Here is a 17,575-nt window from a genome sequence, read left to right on the forward strand (position 1 = left end):
CCTTATCCGGCAGTCTGCTCGGTGATGAGCGCGCGGGCCGCTTCGAGGTCGTCCGGGGTCTTCAGGGCGACGGTCTTCACGCCGGGCAGCGCCCGCTTGGCCAGGCCGGTCAGGGTGCCGCCGGGGCAGACCTCGATCAGCGCCGTGGCGCCCAGCTGCTGGAACGTCTCCATGCAGAGGTCCCAGCGGACCGGGTTCGAAACCTGGTTGACCAGGCGGGCCACGATCTCGGCGCCGGTGGCGACGGTCTTGCCGTCGGCGTTCGAGACGTAGGTGAACCTCGGGTCGGCGATCTCCAGCGCGCGCGACGCCTCTTCCAGCTCCGCGACCGCCGGGGCCATGTGGTGCGTGTGGAACGCCCCGGCCACCTTCAGCGCCACCACGCGGCGCACGCCCTCGGGCTTGTCCGCCTCCAGGGCGGCCAGCTGCTCCAGGGTGCCCGCGGCCACGACCTGGCCCGCGCCGTTCACGTTCGCCGGGGTGATGCCGAGCTTCTCCAGGTGCGGGAAGACGACCTCGGGCGCGCCGCCCAGCAGCGCCGACATGCCCGTCTCGGTGACGGCGGAGGCCGCGGCCATGCCCAGGCCCCGCTTGCGCACGAAGCCGAGCGCGGCCTCCTCCGAGAGCACGCCCGCGTACGCGGTGGCGGTGATCTCGCCGACGCTGTGGCCCGCGACCGCGCCGGGCGTGATGTCACCCAGTGCCGCGGCCGAGAGGAGACCGGCGGCGACCAGCAGGGGCTGGGCCACCGAGGTGTCGCGGATGGCGTCCGCGTCCGCCTGCGTGCCGTAGTGGACGAGGTCGAGACCAATGGCGTCGGACCAGGCGGCGAGCCGGTCGGCGGCGCCGGGGAGGTCGAGCCAGGGGGTCAGGAAGCCGGGCGTCTGAGCGCCTTGGCCGGGAGCGACGAGTACGAGCACTCTCACACTCTCTCTTGTGGACGGCCCTGCTCGCCCGTGGGGACAGGGACGAAGAACCGTCGGGGGAATTGTGGGTGTCCGACAAAAGTCTAGGACTGTGGATCTCCGTCGGCCAGACGCCCCAGGATCAGGGCGATCCGGAGCGTGAAGGCGGAACGCACGTCGGACGGCGACCAGCCGGTGACGTCGGTCACACGTCGTAGCCGGTAGCGCACGGTGTTGGGATGGACGAAGAGCATCCGGGCCGCGCCCTCCAGGCTGCTCGCCTGTTCCAGATAGACGCTGAGCGTCTCCAGCAGGGCCGAGCCCGCCTCCTCCAGCGGTCTGTAGATCTCCTCCACCAGCTGCTCGCGCGCAGCGGGATCGGAGGCGATCGCGCGCTCCGGCAGGAGATCGTCCGCCAGAACCGGCCGCGGGGCGTCCTGCCAGGCCGAACACGCCTTGAGCCCGGCCGCCGCGGCCTGCGCGGAGCGGGTGGCCGCCAGCAGGTCGGGGACGACCGGACCGGCCACCACGGGACCGGCCGCGTACGGCCCGATCAGGGCCTTGGCGACCTGGAGCGGATTGTCGCTGCCGCCCGCGATGACCACCAGGCGGTCGCCCAGGACGCCGGTCAGCACCTGGAGCTTGGCGTGCCGGGCGGCCCGCCGGATCGCCTCGACGGTGAGCTCGCTGTCGCCGTCGGGGGCGGTGCCGAGCACCACGCAGACGTGCTCGGGCGAGTTCCAGCCGAGGGCGGCGGCGCGCGAGACGGCGCCCTCGTCGGCCTCCCCGGAGAGGACCGCGTTGACGACCAGCGACTCCAGCCGGGCGTCCCAGGCACCGCGTGCCTCGGCGGCCTGGGCGTACACCTGCGCGGTGGCGAAGGCGATCTCGCGGGCGTAGACGAGCAGCGCCTCGCGCAGGGTCGACTCGTCGCCCGGCGCGGCCACCTCCTCGATCGCCGCCTCCATGACCTCGATGGTGGTGCGGACCATCTCGACGGTCTGGCGCAGCGTGATCGCCCGGGTCAGCTCGCGCGGGGCGGTGCCGAAGACGTCCGTGGAGATCGCCTGCGGGGTGTCGGGGTGCCGGAACCACTCGGTGAAGGCCGCGATGCCGGCCTGGGCGACGAGACCGATCCAGGAGCGGTTCTCCGGCGGCATGGCCCGGTACCACGGCAGGTTCTCGTCCATGCGGGCGATCGCGTTCGCGGCGAGCCGGCCGGACGACTGCTCAAGGCGCTTGAGGGTCGCGGCGTGCGGGTGGGCGGCGTTCGGCGGCTGCGGCGATTCGGGTTCGGGCACGGGGACAAGACTGCCTTATCAGGACGGGTGAGTGCCCTGCCGGGGGTTGCGGGGCGGCCACGGCCCGCCCGGCGGGGCTACCGTGGAGCCGTGATTTCCGTGAGGCGCGCCGACGAGCGCTACCGGGGCGGCGACGCCGCGGCCGGCATCGAGTCCCTGCACGCGTTCTCCTTCGGGCGCTTCTACGACCCGGACAACCTGCGCTTCGGCCCGGTCCTGGCCTGCAACGAGGAGCGCCTCGCGCCGGGTGCGGGCTTCGACGAGCACCCGCACAGCCACACCGAGATCGTCACCTGGGTGGTGGCGGGCGAACTCACCCACCGCGACTCGGCCGGCCACGCCACGGTCGTACGGGCGGGGGACGTGCAGCACCTCAGTTCGGCCGGCGGGGTGCGCCACGAGGAGCGCAACGACGGCACCGCCCCGCTGGTCTTCGTCCAGATGTGGCTGGCCCCCAAGCGGCCCGGCGGCGACCCCGCGTACGAGATCGTCCGGGGCTTGGCCGACTCGACGCCGTACGCGGTGCTGGCGGCGGGCGCGATGCTCTACGTCCGGCGGCTCGCGCCCGGCGAGCGGACGGCGGTGCCGGACGCGCCGGGGGTGTACGTGCACGTGGTGCGGGGCGAGGCCGAGGTGGCGGGCGAGCTGCTGGGCCCCGGCGACTCGGCCCGCCTCACCTCCGAACTCGACCGGGACGCGGTCGCCCGCACGGCGACGGAGCTCCTGTTCTGGGAACTCAACGAGGTCTGACCGGACGAGTCCTCGTCCGCGGGCCGGTGGTGGGCTGCCCGCGAAGCTCCCCGCGGCCCGGAGGGCCGGCGGCCGGGCCGGCTCCTCCGGCCCGCGCGCAGCGACCGGCTACACCTCGGCCAGCAACGCGTCCGTGAACGGCGGCCACGCCTCGACGGCCCACGGCCCGAACGCCCGGTCCGTGAGGGCCACGCACGCCACCCCGGCCTCCGGGTCGACCCACAGGAACGTCCCGGACTGGCCGAAGTGCCCGAACGTCCGGGGCGAGGACGAACTCCCCGTCCAGTGCGGGGACTTCGCGGACCGGATCTCGAACCCCAGCCCCCAGTCGTTGGGGTTCTGGTGCCCGTACCCCGGCAGCACCCCCTTCGTCCCGGGGAACTGCACGCTCATCGCCTCGGCCACCGTCATCGGGTGCAGCAGCCGCGGCGCCTGCACCTCCGCCGCGAACCGGACCAGGTCCGCCACGGTCGACACGCCGTCCTTGGCGGGCGAGCCGTCCAGCGACGTCGACGCCATGCCCAGCGGCTCCAGCACGGCCTGGTGCAGGTACTGGGCGAACGGGATGTCCGTCGCCTTGGCGATGTGGTCGCCCAGGACCTCGAACCCGGCGTTGGAGTACAGCCGCCGCTCGCCGGGCGCCCCCATCACCCGGTGCTCGTCGAACGCCAGCCCCGAGGTGTGCGCGAGCAGATGCCGTACGGTCGAGCCCTCCGGCCCGGCGGGCTCGTCCAGTTCGACGGCGCCCTCCTCGTACGCGACGAGCGCCGCGTAGGCGGCGAGCGGTTTGGTGACGGAGGCGAGCGGGAAGCGCTGCCCGGTCGGGCCGTGCGATCCGACGACGGTGCCGTCCGCCCGTACGACGGCGGCGGCGGCGTGCGGCACGGGCCAGTTCTCGATCAGCGCCAGGCTCTTCATGCGTACGAGCCTAAACGGTCCCGCGGCGGTCCCCGTGGCGAAATCCGCTTGCTTGGAGTGCACTCCAACCTTCTAGGTTGGGGGCATGACGATGATCGAGAGCCTCCCCGTGAAGCCGTCGGTCGTGGACCTCTGCAAGGCCCGCCCCCTCCCCCCGCGCCCCGAGGGCCGGGACCGCTACACGATCAGCGAGGTCTCGGCGCTGAGCGGACTGACCGCGCACACCCTGCGCTGGTACGAGCGGATCGGGCTGATGCCGCACGTGGACCGCTCGCACACCGGGCAGCGGCGGTTCACCAACAAGGACCTGGACTGGCTGGTCTTCGTCGGCAAGCTGCGGCTGACCGGCATGCCGGTGGCGGACATGGTCCGCTACGCCGAGCTGGTCCGGGAGGGCCCCCACACCTTCGACGCCCGCCACGAGCTCCTGGAGCGGACCCGGCGCGACGTCCTGACGCGCATGGCGGAGCTCCAGGACACCCTCGCCGTCCTCGACCACAAGATCGAGTTCTACGCGGACGCCCGCCGCACGGCGGAAACGGCCTGACCGGCGGCGGCTCGGCGAAGAGCCGCCGCCCCCTCACAGCTCCGCCAGCAGGTCCGCCTTCTTCGCGCTGAATTCGGCGTCCGTCACCAGCCCGGCCCGGTGGAGTTCACCGAGGTGGCGGATCCTTTCCGCGATGTCCGCCGGATCCCGCCGCCCACCGGCCGCCCGGGGCGCCGGCACGGGTGCGACGGACGCGCCCCTGATCTCCTGGAGGACGGCCGCGGCGAACGGCAGCGACTCGTGGACCGGCCCGTACCCGAGCCCGAAGACGACCGCCGCCGGGTCCTGGTCGGCCTGCGCCGGGGCCGCGGGGGCGTCCCCGCGCGGCAGCAGCCGCAGATATCCGTCCAGCACCTCCGGCGAGCGCCACTCCACCCCGCTCAGCGCGGCGACCGGGAACGTCTGGTCGCCCGCCTTCCACTTGGCCGAGGAGGCACCCGTCCAGAACCAGCGGAACGACACCTGGCGCCCGTCGAAGCTCGCCTTGCCGTCGTACGCCTTGAAGCTCTGCGGCAGCTCCGGCGCCGCCACCACATAGCGCTCCGTCGGCTTCGCCGCGTCGGCGGCGAGCAGGGCGCGCAGCTCGTCCGCGTAGTACTCGGCGAGCGTCTCCCGCTCGGCGGGCAGCACCAGGCGGTACGGGTCGCACCCCTCCTTCAGCTGCCCCGCGGCAGCCTCCATCAGCGGATCGGCGCCCTGTCTCGGCACCGCGCGCAGCACCACAGTGCCGCGCTTGCCCGGGGTCAGCGTCACCGTCTCCAACGCTTCGTGGGGGATGCGCCGTTCGCGCAACGCCTGGAACAGCTTCGGCGTGCGGATCCCCCGTTCGAAGCGGATGAGTACGGAGTCGGGCTCGAACTCCCAGGTGGCATGAATTCCGGCCAGCACATCACCCATGCGCCTCATCGTAGGCGGCGCACGCCCGCGCGTCCCCCCTCGGCGCCGCCCGCAATGTCGTACGCCCTCACGCGGACGCGCCGACTTCTACGCGCGTCAGGCCGCGTCCGCGCCGGAAATACCGCGCTGGCAGGCCGAATTGGCTTTCAGACAGCTCACCGAGCCGTACGAACCGACCCCTATCGCGGCGAAGTTGGCGAGACTCTGCGTACCCGGCTCGAAATAGCCCGCGTGGCCCACCGCGCCGGCCGCCGAGAGCACCCGGGCGCCGAAGCCGGACGACACCGGGTCGGCGCCGTGGCCGAGGCCCGCCACGTCCAGGTGCGGCACGTCCTCGATCCAGTCGCCGCGGTCCCGCATCGCCCACACCCGCGCCGAGGTGCCCAGGTGGGCGGCGCTCTGGGTGCGCATGCCGGGGCTGCCCGCGACCGCTATGTCCACCACGCGCGGCGGCAGCCGGTGCGCGGCGACCCCGCACAGCACCGAGCCGTAGCTGTGGCAGAACAGCGAGACCGGCGAGTTGCCGGGCAGTGCCCGCACCAGCCTGTCGAGGCGGACGGCGCCGTCCTCGGCGAGCCGGCCGATGGCCGCGTCGATGCCGAGTCCGGCCGGGGTCGTGTAGTCGGCCCAGGCGATCACCGCGGTACGGGTGCGCGGACCGGCCGCGCGCTCCGCCGCGTACAGCGACTGCGCCATGCCGACCGGGGCGGAGTACTTGCGGTTGCTCTTCTCGAACGTCATGACGTTGGTGTCGACGCCCGGGACGACCACGGAGATCCGCTCGGCGTGTTCGAGGTCGCCGAAGACCTCGGCCACCCGGCCGGTGTCCGACGGGTCGAAGGCCAGGATCTGGCGGCCGTCGTCGAGCAGCGACTCGTACCGGTGCATCCGGCGGGTGGCCTGGCCGCGGCCGTCGGTGGTGAGCCGGCTGTCGTGGGTGCGGGCCCGCTCGGTGTCGCGCGCCTCGGTGAGCGCCCAGCGGTTCGCCTGGTAGCGCAGCGGGACCGGCGCGCCGTTGAGGTTGCCGACGATCAGCGGGTAGCGCCGGGCCAGGTCGGTGCGCTCGGCCGGGGTCAGCGAGGCGAAGAAGCCGGCGAGCCGGTGCGGCGCGGTGTCCGGGGAGGGCAGCTTCTGCCCGTCGAGCGTGCCCTTGGCCCAGGCCCGGAGGGCGACGGCGCGTGGCTCGGTCGACGCCTGGTGGCCGCGGACCGCGGTCCAGCCCGAGGTCGCGAGCATCACGAACACGACGGCGAGCGCGAGCAGTGCGCGCCAGACGTTGAGTGTGGGGGAGGAGTCGAAGGAAGTCACTGCGCTACAGAGTAAGAGGCGGGCGGCGCCCACTGGGGTGACAGTGACTCAGATCACGTTTGAACAGGTCGCGGAGGGGGTCGGCGTGTCACCGCCCGCGCGCGCGGGCGCACGCTCCGTGCGGCGCGCGCCCCGGAGCACGGCCCGGCGGCGGTCCGCGCTCAGCCCCGCCAGTCGTCCGCGAGGGCCGGTCCGAGCTGGTCCAGATGGGCCTCGGTGAGACGGCGCAGGGCGTCGAACCCGGCGTCCTCGCCGTGGCTCCACAGCCCGCCCGCCACCCGCATCACGCCGGTGAACGCGGCCACCACGACCCGGGGGCGCGGATCGGTCGCGACGTCCACCCCCTCGCGCTCGGCGATCAGCCGGACGGTCTCCTCCTCCAGCTCGGCCGAACGGCGCAGATGGACGGCGAGCAGCGCCGGTGTGGACTCGATCACCTGGTACGTCCGCATGTAGAGCGAGAGCGGCACGACCGGCTGGAGCGTCTCCTCCAGCGTGTCCCAGGCCGCCGTCACGGCCCTGCGCATCGCGGTGACCGGGCTCTCGGCGGCCGGGCGGGCGCGCAGGGCCGCCGCGAAGTGCGACTCGACCGTCTCCTGGACGGCGAAGACGACCGCCTCCTTGCCCGCGAAGTAGCGGAAGAAGGTCCGCTGGGAGACCTCGACGGCGTCGGTGATCTCGTCGACCGTCGTCTCCTCGTACCCCTTGGTGGTGAAGAGCTCCAGGGCGACGCGCAGCAGGGCGTCACGGGTGCGCTGCTTCTTCCGCTCGCGCAGGCCGTTGCGGGCCGCGGCCGGGGCCGCGGGGTCCTGTCCCACCGTCACCGAGGGGTCCTCCTTCCATCACTTTGGGTCGCCAGCCTAGCGGCGGGTGTCCTGGCAGTGACCGACTAGTGAAACGGTTTGTCAACTGTCAGCGGCTGTCACTAACCTCGGGGCATGACTGGTCGGACAACTGTGGAATCCGCGCCGCTGGACCTCGTCCCGGCGCCCGCCAAGGGCCTGCGCGGCCACCCCTGGCTCACGCTCGTCAGCGTGGCGATCGGCGTGATGATGGTCGCGCTCGACGGCACGATCGTGGCGATAGCCAACCCCGCCATCCAGAAGGACCTCGGCGCCTCGCTCGCCGACGTGCAGTGGATCACCAACGGCTACATGCTGGCGCTCGCCGTCTCGCTGATCACCGCGGGCAAGCTGGGCGACCGCTTCGGCCACCGCCAGACGTTCCTGATCGGCGTGGTCGGCTTCGCCGCCGCCTCCGGCGCCATCGGGTTCTCCAGCAGCGCCGCCCTGGTCATCGCCTTCCGGGTGCTCCAGGGCCTCTTCGGCGCCCTGCTCATGCCGGCCGCGCTCGGCCTGCTGCGGGCCACCTTCCCGGCCGAGAAGCTGAACATGGCGATCGGCATCTGGGGCATGGTGATCGGCGCCTCGACCGCCGGCGGCCCCATCCTCGGCGGCGTGCTCGTCGAGCACGTCAGCTGGCAGTCCGTCTTCTTCATCAACGTGCCGGTGGGCGTGCTCGCGCTGGTCCTGGGCGCCGTCATCCTGCGCGACCACCGCGCCGAGAACGCCCCGAAGTCCTTCGACGTGCTGGGCATCGCCCTGCTGTCCGGCGCCATGTTCTGCATGATCTGGGCGCTGATCAAGGGCTCGGAGTACGGGTGGGGCAGCGGCCGGACCCTCGCCTTCATCGGCGGCGCCGTCGCCGGGTTCGTGCTCTTCGCGCTCTGGGAGACCAAGGTCCGCGAACCCCTGATCCCGCTCGGCCTGTTCCGGTCCGTACCCCTGTCGGCGGGCACGGTCCTGATGGTCCTGATGGCCTTCGCGTTCATGGGCGGCCTCTTCTTCGTGACGTTCTACCTCCAGAACGTGCACGGCATGTCGGCGGTGGACAGCGGCATGCACCTGCTGCCGCTCACCGGAATGATGATCGTCGCCTCGCCGGTCGCGGGCGCCCTCATCACCAAGCTGGGCCCGCGGATCCCGCTGGTCGGCGGCATGGTCTGCACGGCGGTGGCCATGTTCGGCATGTCCCGGCTCACCGTCGGCACGGGCACGGTGACCATGTCGATCTGGTTCGCCCTGCTCGGCCTCGGCCTCGCCCCGGTCATGGTCGGCGCCACCGAGGTCATCGTCGGCAACGCGCCGCTGGAGCTGTCCGGCGTCGCGGGCGGCCTCCAGCAGGCGGGCATGCAGGTCGGCGGCAGCCTCGGCACCGCGGTCCTGGGCGCGGTGATGGCCTCCCGGGTCTCCTCCGAACTGCCGGACAACTGGGCGGACGCGAAGCTTGTGCCGCTCTCCCCGGAGCAGGGCTCGGCCGCGTCCAAGGTGGTCGAGGTCGGTATCGCGCCGGTCCAGCCGGGCACGCCGCCGCAGGTCGCCGAGCGGATCGCCGGGGTCGCGCACGACACGTTCGTGTCCGGCATGAGCACCGCGTTCATGGTCGCGGGCATCGTGGCGGTGGTCGCGGCGCTGGTCGCCACGCTGACCAAGCGCGGCGAGAACAGCGAGGCGGGGGCGGGCGTGGGCCACATCTGACCCGCGGTCCGCCCAAGGGGTCACGTCTGCCCAGCGGTTCACCGGTGGGGCCACGTCCGGCCCCACGGTTCACCTTCGGGGCATCTCCGGCCCAAGGTTCACCTATTCGGATGAAGTGGGGCGACGGGGACGTCGTACGGAAACCCGGCGCGGCCGGGGCGCGTTCAACCGGGCGAGAGGGATCCGAGGCCAACCGGATCCCACGACACGGGGGTTGACGCACCATGCGTACGAACACGACGCGGAACAACACGACGCGGAACAACACGACGCGGACCATCACGGCCGCCGCGGCCGTCCTCGCCGCCACCACCGTCCTGCTGCCCGTCCCGGCCCACGCGGCCCCGCCCCGCCTCGGGGCGTGCGCGCCCGGAGAGCTCTGCCTGTGGGGGCGGGCCGACTTCAAGGGCAACCGGCAGGTGTACGACCTGCGCAACACCGAGCTGGAGAGCTGTACGGCGCTGCCGCCCGGCGCGGACGCCCAGTCCCTGGCCAACCGCACCGGCCGCCCGGTGACGGTCTATCAGTCGCAGGAGTGCGCGGAGACCGCGGAGTTCAACACCTATCCGGGCACCGGCTCCTGGGCGCCCGGACTGCCCTACCGCGTGCGGGCGTTCAAGATCTGGCAGAGCTGACGCCATGGGCGAGCGCTCACGGCAGGGGCGTGCCGCGCGTGCCCTGCCCGCAGCCGCAGGCGTGCTCCACCCGGCCGGTCAGCGCCGACACCTGGCCGCGCAGCGACCGCACTTCCTGGGTGAGGGTCTCCAGGAGCGCGGTCTGGCGGCGCTCCTCCTCGCCGTCGCGCTCGAAGCGCGAGATGAACCAGGCGGCGATGTTCGCCGTCACCACACCGAGCAGGGCGATGCCGGAGAGCATCAGGCCCACCGCGATCAGCCGCCCGAGCCCGGTGGTGGGGGCGTGGTCGCCGTAGCCCACGGTGGTCATCGTGGTGAACGACCACCACACCGCGTCGCCCAGCGTCTTGATGTTCCCGCCCGGCGCGCCCCGCTCCACCTCCAGCACGGCCAGCGAGCCGAACATGAGCAGCCCGACCACCGCGCCGCCGACATAGACGGTCAGCTGTATCTGGGGGGCCATCCGCGCCCGGCGCCCCACCAGCGCCAGGGTGGAGACGACCCGCAGCAGCCGCAGCGGCTGGATCAGCGGCAGCACCACCGCCAGCAGGTCCAGCCAGTGCGTGCGCACGAACCGCAGCCGCTCGCCCGACAGCCCGAGCCGCACGAGGTAGTCGCCGGCGAACGAACCCCACACCACCCACTCCACCCCGACGCACGCCTCCTGCACCCGGCTCCCGGCCCCGGGATGGACGACGGGGACGGTGTAGGCGAGGGCGAAGGCGACGGCCAGCGCGAGCAGCGGCCACTGGGTGCGTCGCTCCCACCGGGTCTGCGCGGGAAGTTGCTTCATAGGCGCATAGTAAAAGCGCCCCCGCGCCCGTCAGGGGCGCGGGGACGAGTGGGGGCGGACCGGCACGGCGCGCGGCGGGACGGTCACCTCGCCCCGCCGCGCGCCGGAAGGCACCCGCTCCGCGGAGCGTTACGCGTCACCGCCCGCGGCGCCGGGGTCGGCCGCCGCGACGTCCAGGAGCTGGTAGCGGTCGACGGCCTGCTTCAGGACCGAGCGGTCGACCTTCCCGTCCCGGGCGAGCTCGGTGAGCACCGCCAGGACGATCGACTGCGCGTCGATGTGGAAGAAGCGCCGCGCCGCGCCCCGGGTGTCGGCGAAGCCGAACCCGTCGGCGCCCAGCGAGTTGTACCGGCCGGGCACCCAGCGCGAGATCTGGTCCGGGACCGAGCGCATCCAGTCCGAGACGGCGACGAACGGCCCCTCGGCGCCGGACAGCTTGCGCGTGACGTACGGGACGCGCTGCTCCTCCTCGGGGTGGAGCAGGTTGTGCTCCTCCACCTCGACGGCGTCGCGGCGCAGCTCGTTCCAGGAGGTGGCGGACCAGACGTCGGCCCGGACGTTCCACTCCTCGGCGAGGAGGCGCTGGGCCTCCAGGGCCCACGGGACGGCCACGCCGGACGCCATGATCTGCGCCGGGACGCTGCCCGAAGTGCCCCGGGCGATGCGGTGGATGCCCTTGAGGATGCCGTCCACGTCGACGTCCGCCGGCTCGGCCGGGTGCTGGATCGGCTCGTTGTAGACGGTGAGGTAGTAGAAGACGTCCTCGCCCGGCCGCCCGTCCGCGGTCTCGCCGTACATCCGGCGCAGACCGTCCTGCACGATGTGCGCGATCTCGTAGCCGTACGCCGGGTCGTAGGCGACACAGCCCGGGTTGGTCGAGGCCAGCAGCTGGGAGTGGCCGTCGGCGTGCTGGAGGCCCTCACCGGTCAGCGTCGTGCGCCCGGCGGTCGCGCCCAGCACGAAGCCGCGCGAGAGCTGGTCGGCCATCTGCCAGAACTGGTCGCCGGTGCGCTGGAAACCGAACATCGAGTAGAAGACGTAGACCGGGATCAGCGGCTCGCCATGGGTGGCGTACGCCGAGCCCGCGGCGATCAGGGAGGCGGTGCAGCCCGCCTCGGAGATGCCGTCGTGCAGCATCTGCCCGGTCGGCGACTCCTTGTAGGCGAGCAGCAGATCGCGGTCGACCGCCTCGTACTGCTGGCCCAGCGGGTTGTAGATCTTCGCACTCGGGAAGAACGCGTCCATGCCGAACGTGCGGTACTCGTCGGGCGCGATCAGCACGAACCGCTTGCCGATCTCCTTGTCCCGCATCAGGTCCTTGAGGATGCGGACGAACGCCATGGTGGTGGCGATCGACTGCTGGCCCGAGCCCTTCTTCGCCGCCGCGTAGGTCTTGTCCTCCGGCAGCGCCAGCGGCTTCGCCCGCACGACCCGGGTCGGCACATAGCCGCCGAGCCCCTTGCGGCGGTCGTGCATGTACTGGATCTCTTCGGAGTTGCGGCCCGGGTGGTAGTACGGCGGGGCGCCGGCCTCCAGCTGGGCGTCCGTGATCGGGATGTGCAGCCGGTCGCGGAAGCGCTTGAGGTCCTCGACCGTCAGCTTCTTCATCTGGTGGGTCGCGTTGCGGCCCTCGAAGTTCGGGCCGAGCGTCCAGCCCTTGACCGTCTGCGCCAGGATCACGGTCGGCTGCCCCTTGTGGGCCTTGGCCGCCGCGTACGCCGCGTACACCTTCTTGTGGTCGTGACCGCCGCGGCCCAGGTGCTGGATCTGCTGGTCGGTCATGTTCTCGACCATGGCGCGCAGCCGGTGGTCGTCGCCGAAGAAGTGGTCGCGGATGTAGCCGCCGGTCTCCGTCGCGTACGTCTGGAACTGGCCGTCCGGCGTGGTGTTCAGCTTGTTGACCAGGATGCCGTCGCGGTCCTGGGCGAGCAGCGGGTCCCAGGAGCGGTCCCAGACCAGCTTGATGACGTTCCATCCGGCGCCGCGGAACTGCGACTCCAGCTCCTGGATGACCTTGCCGTTGCCGCGCACCGGGCCGTCGAGGCGCTGGAGGTTGCAGTTGACGACGAAGGTCAGGTTGTCCAGGTGCTCGCGGGCGGCGATGGAGAGCTGGCCCAGCGACTCCGGCTCGTCCATCTCGCCGTCGCCCAGGTACGCCCAGACGTGCGAGTCGGAGGTGTCGGCGATGCCGCGCGCCTCCATGTAGCGGTTCATCCGCGCCTGGTAGATCGCGCCGAGCGGGCCGAGGCCCATCGAGACGGTGGGGAACTCCCAGAAGTCCGGCATCAGCCGCGGGTGCGGGTAAGAGGACAGCCCGTACGGCGCCTTGGACTTCTCCTGGCGGAACGCGTCGAGCTGCTGCTCCGAGAGGCGGTCCAGGAGGTAGGCGCGGGCGTAGATGCCGGGGGAGGCGTGCCCCTGGAAGAAGATCTGGTCGCCCCCCTTGCCGTCGTCCTTGCCCCGGAAGAAGTGGTTGAAGCCCACGTCGTAGAGGGAGGCGGAGGAGGCGAAGGTGGCGATGTGGCCGCCGACCCCGATGCCCGGGCGCTGGGCGCGCGAGACCATGACCGCCGCGTTCCAGCGGGTGGCGTTGAGGACCTTGCGCTCGATCTCCTCGTTGCCGGGGAAGAAGGGCTCGTCCTTGGTGGCGATCGTGTTCACATAGTCCGTGCTGCGCATCTCGGGCACGGCCACGCGCTTCTCGCGGGCGCGCTCGATGAGGCGGAGCATCAGATAGCGGGCGCGCTCGCGGCCCCGCTCGTCGACCGCCGCGTCCAGGGAGGCGAGCCACTCCTCGGTCTCCTCCGGATCGAAGTCCGGGACCTGGCTGGGAAGGCCGCCAATGATGATCGGGTTGCGATCGGATCCGGAAGCCACGCTGTTCCTTCGCTGTCGGGGGGCGTGCGGGGTTGGTGCGCCGCATCCCATCGTGGACCGCGAGGACGCAAACGTCATCTCTACCGAGGGGTAACGAGGTGTGCGGCTGCCCAAATCGCAACCTTACGCCCAAGTCGTCAATGTGTTCCCGAAAGGGTGCGTCACCCCGATTGGCGTATGCAGGGAGCAGAAGCGTGCAAACTATCTGCAAGGGTGTGGGATGAATCACCACACGTGCCGGGTTCGCCCCTCAGCGGGGGCACACTGCACCCCAAAGGGCGGGTTCGGGGGCCCGGTACTTGCGCGATTCGTCCCGCCCGTGTGGACTACGCCCAAAGCCTCGCGTACGCGTGCGGCTGCAGTACTTACCGAATCAAGATCAGGAGGCAAGCCGTGAGCGCGACCGCGGACCACGCGGAGGAGCGGACCAACCCGGCCGGACGGCTGGGGTTCGAGCCCGGACAGGTGGTCCAGGAGATCGGCTACGACGAAGACGTCGACCAGGATCTCCGTGAGGGCATCGAATCGCTGATCGGCCAGGACCTGGTCGACGAGGACTACGACGACGTCGCCGACGTCGTGCTGCTGTGGTTCCGCGACGAGGACGGCGACCTTACGGACGCCCTGGTGGACGCCATCGGTTTCCTGGAGGACGGCGGCACGATCTGGCTGCTGACCCCGAAGACCGGCCGGGACGGCTACGTCGAGCCCAGCGACATCAACGACGCCGCGCAGACCGCCGGCCTCTCGCCGGCGAAGAGCATCAGCGTCGGCAAGGACTGGTCGGGCACCCGCCTGAAGTCCGGCAAGCGCTGATCCTCCACGCCCCAGGGCCCCCACCGGCACCGCCGGTGGGGGCCCTGTGCGTAGGGTGGGGTTCACCGGAACGGCCCACGCGGGCCGCCGGATCGGGTCCACAGAAGGGAAGGCGTTTCCATGGCGATCGAGGTCGGCACCAAGGCTCCGGACTTCGAGCTGAAGGACAACCACGGCCGCACCGTGAAGCTCTCGGACTTCCGCGGCGAGAAGAACGTGGTGCTCCTCTTCTACCCGTTCGCCTTCACCGGCGTCTGCACGGGGGAGCTGTGCGCGCTCCGCGACGAGCTGCCGAAGTTCGTCAACGACGACACCCAGCTGCTCGCGGTCTCCAACGACTCCATCCACACCCTGCGCGTCTTCGCCGAGCAGGAGCGGCTGGAGTACCCCCTCCTGTCGGACTTCTGGCCGCACGGCGCCGTCTCGCGCGCGTACGGCGTGTTCGACGAGGAGAAGGGCTGCGCGGTGCGCGGCACCTTCATCATCGACAAGGAGGGCGTGGTGCGCTGGGCCGTCGAGAACGGTCTTCCGGACGCCCGCGACCTCAATGACTACGTGAAGGCGCTCGACACCCTGTGATCCTTCGGTCGAATCGCCTGTTTGAGGCGGGAACCGGTCACTAGGATCCAGACGTTGATCCGATGCAACCAACGTACGACGGGGACGCTGACCTAAGCCGGCCCCTCACACCATTGGGAGGACTCGTGGGAGTCAGCCTCAGCAAGGGCGGCAACGTCTCGCTGACCAAGGCCGCCCCCAACCTGACCGCGGTCATCGTGGGTCTGGGCTGGGACGCTCGTACCACCACCGGGGGTGACTTCGACCTGGACGCCAGCGCCCTGCTGACCAACGACCAGGGCAAGGTCGCCAACGACTCGAACTTCGTCTTCTTCAACAACCTGAAGAGCCCCGACGGCTCCGTCGAGCACCAGGGTGACAACCTCACCGGTGAGGGCGAGGGCGACGACGAGGTCATCAAGGTGAACCTGGCCGGTGTCCCGGCCGACGTTCACAAGATCGTGTTCCCGGTCTCGATCTACGAGGCCGAGAGCCGCCAGCAGTCGTTCGGCCAGGTCCGCAACGCGTACATCCGCGTGGTGAACCAGGCCGACAACAGCGAGCTCGCCCGGTACGACCTGAGCGAGGACGCCTCGACGGAGACCGCCATGGTCTTCGGCGAGCTGTACCGCAACGGCGCGGAGTGGAAGTTCCGCGCCATCGGCCAGGGCTACGCCTCGGGCCTGCGCGGCATCGCGCAGGACTTCGGCGTCAACGTCTGAGCCGTCGCTCTTCCTCGTCCGGCGCCGCACCCCGTGCGGCGCCGGACGTGCACAGCCTTCGTTCGCCATTCATGGGGAGGACTCACGATCATGGGCGTCACGCTCGCCAAGGGGGGCAATGTCTCCCTCTCCAAGGCCGCACCGAACCTCACCCAGGTGCTGGTCGGCCTCGGCTGGGACGCGCGTTCCACCACCGGAGCCGACTTCGACCTCGACGCCAGCGCGCTCCTGTGCCAGTCGGGCCGGGTCCTCGGGGACGAGTGGTTCGTGTTCTACAACAACCTCACCAGCCCGGACGGCTCGGTCGAGCACACCGGTGACAACCTGACCGGTGAGGGCGAGGGCGACGACGAGTCGATCATCGTCGACCTGGCCAAGGTGCCGGCCCACTGCGACAAGATCGTCTTCCCGGTCTCCATCCACGAGGCGGACAACCGGGGCCAGACCTTCGGCCAGGTCAGCAACGCCTTCATCCGCGTGGTGAACCAGGCGGACGGCCAGGAGCTGGCACGCTACGACCTCAGCGAGGACGCCTCCACCGAGACCGCGATGATCTTCGGCGAGCTCTACCGCTACAGCGGCGAGTGGAAGTTCCGTGCCGTCGGTCAGGGGTACGCGTCCGGACTGCGGGGGATCGCTCTAGACTTCGGGGTCAACGTTTCGTAAAGCCGTTCCCAAATACGGGCGCGGCGCGGGGAGGCCCTCCCTCAGACCTGTCCGGGGGGACCCCCACTAGCTAGATGGGGAAGTCAGTGATTCTGAAAACCTTCGGCTGGTCATTCGTGATCACTGCGGTCGGTCTGGCGCTTGCGGTGCTCTACGACGGCTGGACCGCGTTCGGGATCGTGGCGATCCTGTCCATCCTGGAGATCTCGCTGTCGTTCGACAACGCGGTCGTCAACGCGGGCATCCTGAAGAAGATGAACGCCTTCTGGCAGAAGATCTTCCTCACCGTCGGCGTGCTCATCGCGGTCTTCGGCATGCGGCTGGTCTTCCCCGTCGTCATCGTCGCCATCAGCGCCAAGATCGGCCCCATCGACGCCGTCAACCTCGCGCTGAACGAGAAGGAGCACTACAAGGAGCTGGTGACCGACGCGCACGCGTCGATCGCCGCCTTCGGTGGCATGTTCCTGCTCATGATCTTCCTGGACTTCATCTTCGAGGACCGGGACATCCAGTGGCTGCGCTGGATCGAGCGACCGCTGGCCAAGCTCGGCAAGGTCGACATGCTCTCGGTCTGCATCGCGCTCGTCGTGCTGCTGATCTCCTCGATGACCGTCGCGACCCACGCCCACCTGCACGGCGGGGCGCACGCGGACAAGGCCCAGACGGTCCTCATCTCCGGCATCGCCGGTCTCATCACGTACATGATCGTGGGCGGCCTCTCCGGGTACTTCGAGGACAAGCTGGAGGAGGAAGAGGAAGCCGAGCTGGAGGCCGAGGAAGCGGCCAAGAAGAGCGGCAAGGGCGGCGCCTCGGCGGTCCTGCTGGCCGGCAAGGCCGCGTTCTTCATGTTCCTCTACCTGGAGGTCCTGGACGCCTCGTTCTCCTTCGACGGCGTCATCGGCGCCTTCGCCATCACCAACGACATCGTCCTGATGGCGCTCGGCCTCGGCATCGGCGCCATGTACGTACGGTCGCTGACCGTCTACCTGGTCCGCCAGGGCACCCTCGACGACTACGTCTACCTGGAGCACGGCGCGCACTACGCGATCGGCGCCCTCGCCGTGATCCTCCTGGTCACCATCCAGTACGAGATCAACGAGGTCATCACCGGTCTCGTCGGTGTCGTCCTGATCGCCTGGTCGTTCTGGTCCTCGGTCCGCCGCAACAAGCGGATCGCGGCCGAGGGCGGCGAGGGGGCCGGCGAGAAGGCGGAAGTCTCCACCGGGGTCTGACGTCCGGGGTGTGACCCGTCGACGATTGCGGAACGCTCTGAGCGGGGCGGTCATGAGGTCCGTTGCCTCCTGGCCGCCCCGCCGTTCTGTGAGGCGGGGCCGCGCACGACATA

At 71.0% G+C, this 17,575-nt stretch carries 17 protein-coding genes; 9 read left to right on the forward strand and 8 right to left on the reverse strand.

Features of this window, described 5'->3' with window-relative positions; translation table 11 throughout:
• Nucleotides 1–2: 2 nt before the first annotated feature.
• Nucleotides 3–920 carry an ACP S-malonyltransferase gene (locus AB5J87_RS24210; protein WP_369379210.1) on the reverse strand — a complete coding sequence of 306 codons (918 nt, stop codon included), beginning with the start codon at nt 918–920 and terminating at the stop codon, nt 3–5.
• An 89-nt stretch (nt 921–1,009) separates the two neighbouring features.
• Nucleotides 1,010–2,206, reverse strand: a complete 1,197-nt coding sequence (locus AB5J87_RS24215; protein ID WP_369379212.1) for a PucR family transcriptional regulator — start codon at nt 2,204–2,206, stop codon at nt 1,010–1,012.
• A gap of 90 nt (nt 2,207–2,296) precedes the next feature.
• Here AB5J87_RS24215 and AB5J87_RS24220 point away from each other — a divergent pair, with 90 nt between their 5' ends.
• Nucleotides 2,297–2,956 (forward strand): pirin family protein, encoded by a 660-nt coding sequence (locus tag AB5J87_RS24220; RefSeq protein WP_369379213.1) that lies wholly within the window; start codon nt 2,297–2,299, stop codon nt 2,954–2,956.
• 108 nt (nt 2,957–3,064) lie between these two features.
• Here the strand turns inward: AB5J87_RS24220 and AB5J87_RS24225 are convergent, their stop codons facing one another.
• Nucleotides 3,065–3,874, reverse strand: a complete 810-nt coding sequence (locus AB5J87_RS24225; protein ID WP_369379215.1) for a serine hydrolase domain-containing protein — start codon at nt 3,872–3,874, stop codon at nt 3,065–3,067.
• 85 nt (nt 3,875–3,959) lie between these two features.
• Between AB5J87_RS24225 and AB5J87_RS24230 the strand changes: the two genes are divergently transcribed.
• Nucleotides 3,960–4,421, forward strand: a complete 462-nt coding sequence (locus AB5J87_RS24230; protein ID WP_369379217.1) for a MerR family transcriptional regulator — start codon at nt 3,960–3,962, stop codon at nt 4,419–4,421.
• A 33-nt stretch (nt 4,422–4,454) separates the two neighbouring features.
• On the opposite strand, the gene AB5J87_RS24235 is transcribed toward AB5J87_RS24230, so the two are convergent.
• The 3 genes from AB5J87_RS24235 to AB5J87_RS24245 form a co-directional block, all read right to left on the reverse strand.
• Nucleotides 4,455–5,318, reverse strand: a complete 864-nt coding sequence (locus tag AB5J87_RS24235) for a DUF4429 domain-containing protein (RefSeq protein WP_369379219.1) — start codon at nt 5,316–5,318, stop codon at nt 4,455–4,457.
• Nucleotides 5,319–5,414: 96 nt separating this feature from the next.
• Entirely contained in the window at nt 5,415–6,626 is a 1,212-nt protein-coding gene (locus tag AB5J87_RS24240) for an alpha/beta hydrolase (protein ID WP_369379221.1), read from the reverse strand.
• 161 nt (nt 6,627–6,787) lie between these two features.
• Entirely contained in the window at nt 6,788–7,450 is a 663-nt protein-coding gene (locus AB5J87_RS24245; protein ID WP_369379222.1) for a TetR/AcrR family transcriptional regulator, read from the reverse strand.
• 114 nt (nt 7,451–7,564) lie between these two features.
• Here AB5J87_RS24245 and AB5J87_RS24250 point away from each other — a divergent pair, with 114 nt between their 5' ends.
• Together AB5J87_RS24250 and AB5J87_RS24255 are read left to right on the forward strand one after the other, a co-directional pair.
• Nucleotides 7,565–9,163 carry an MFS transporter gene (locus AB5J87_RS24250; RefSeq protein ID WP_369379223.1) on the forward strand — a complete coding sequence of 533 codons (1,599 nt, stop codon included), beginning with the start codon at nt 7,565–7,567 and terminating at the stop codon, nt 9,161–9,163.
• A 224-nt stretch (nt 9,164–9,387) separates the two neighbouring features.
• Nucleotides 9,388–9,798, forward strand: coding sequence for a peptidase inhibitor family I36 protein (locus AB5J87_RS24255; protein ID WP_369379224.1), 411 nt, complete (start codon nt 9,388–9,390; stop codon nt 9,796–9,798).
• A 16-nt stretch (nt 9,799–9,814) separates the two neighbouring features.
• On the opposite strand, the gene AB5J87_RS24260 is transcribed toward AB5J87_RS24255, so the two are convergent.
• Both AB5J87_RS24260 and aceE read right to left on the reverse strand, forming a co-directional pair.
• Nucleotides 9,815–10,591, reverse strand: coding sequence for a potassium channel family protein (locus tag AB5J87_RS24260; protein WP_369379225.1), 777 nt, complete (start codon nt 10,589–10,591; stop codon nt 9,815–9,817).
• A 129-nt stretch (nt 10,592–10,720) separates the two neighbouring features.
• Complete coding sequence (gene aceE, locus AB5J87_RS24265; protein ID WP_369379226.1) at nt 10,721–13,468, reverse strand: pyruvate dehydrogenase (acetyl-transferring), homodimeric type; 2,748 nt, start codon at nt 13,466–13,468, stop codon at nt 10,721–10,723.
• Nucleotides 13,469–13,861: 393 nt separating this feature from the next.
• Between aceE and AB5J87_RS24270 the strand changes: the two genes are divergently transcribed.
• The 5 genes from AB5J87_RS24270 to AB5J87_RS24290 all read left to right on the forward strand — a co-directional run bounded on the left by AB5J87_RS24270 (nt 13,862) and on the right by AB5J87_RS24290 (nt 17,462).
• Complete coding sequence (locus tag AB5J87_RS24270; RefSeq protein ID WP_369379227.1) at nt 13,862–14,284, forward strand: DUF3052 domain-containing protein; 423 nt, start codon at nt 13,862–13,864, stop codon at nt 14,282–14,284.
• A 120-nt stretch (nt 14,285–14,404) separates the two neighbouring features.
• Entirely contained in the window at nt 14,405–14,863 is a 459-nt protein-coding gene (locus tag AB5J87_RS24275) for a peroxiredoxin (protein WP_369379229.1), read from the forward strand.
• 125 nt (nt 14,864–14,988) lie between these two features.
• Nucleotides 14,989–15,564 carry a TerD family protein gene (locus AB5J87_RS24280; protein WP_369379231.1) on the forward strand — a complete coding sequence of 192 codons (576 nt, stop codon included), beginning with the start codon at nt 14,989–14,991 and terminating at the stop codon, nt 15,562–15,564.
• Nucleotides 15,565–15,654: 90 nt separating this feature from the next.
• On the forward strand, nt 15,655–16,230 hold the full coding sequence (locus AB5J87_RS24285) for a TerD family protein (protein WP_369379233.1): 576 nt from the start codon (nt 15,655–15,657) through the stop codon (nt 16,228–16,230).
• Between the two features lie 86 nt (nt 16,231–16,316).
• The gene (locus AB5J87_RS24290; RefSeq protein ID WP_369379235.1) at nt 16,317–17,462 is read left to right on the forward strand and encodes a DUF475 domain-containing protein; all 1,146 of its coding nucleotides are present in this window, start codon (nt 16,317–16,319) and stop codon (nt 17,460–17,462) included.
• Nucleotides 17,463–17,575 lie beyond the last annotated feature (113 nt).

Origin of the sequence: Streptomyces sp. cg36 (assembly GCF_041080675.1) — a bacterium.
Classification (GTDB): domain Bacteria; phylum Actinomycetota; class Actinomycetes; order Streptomycetales; family Streptomycetaceae; genus Streptomyces.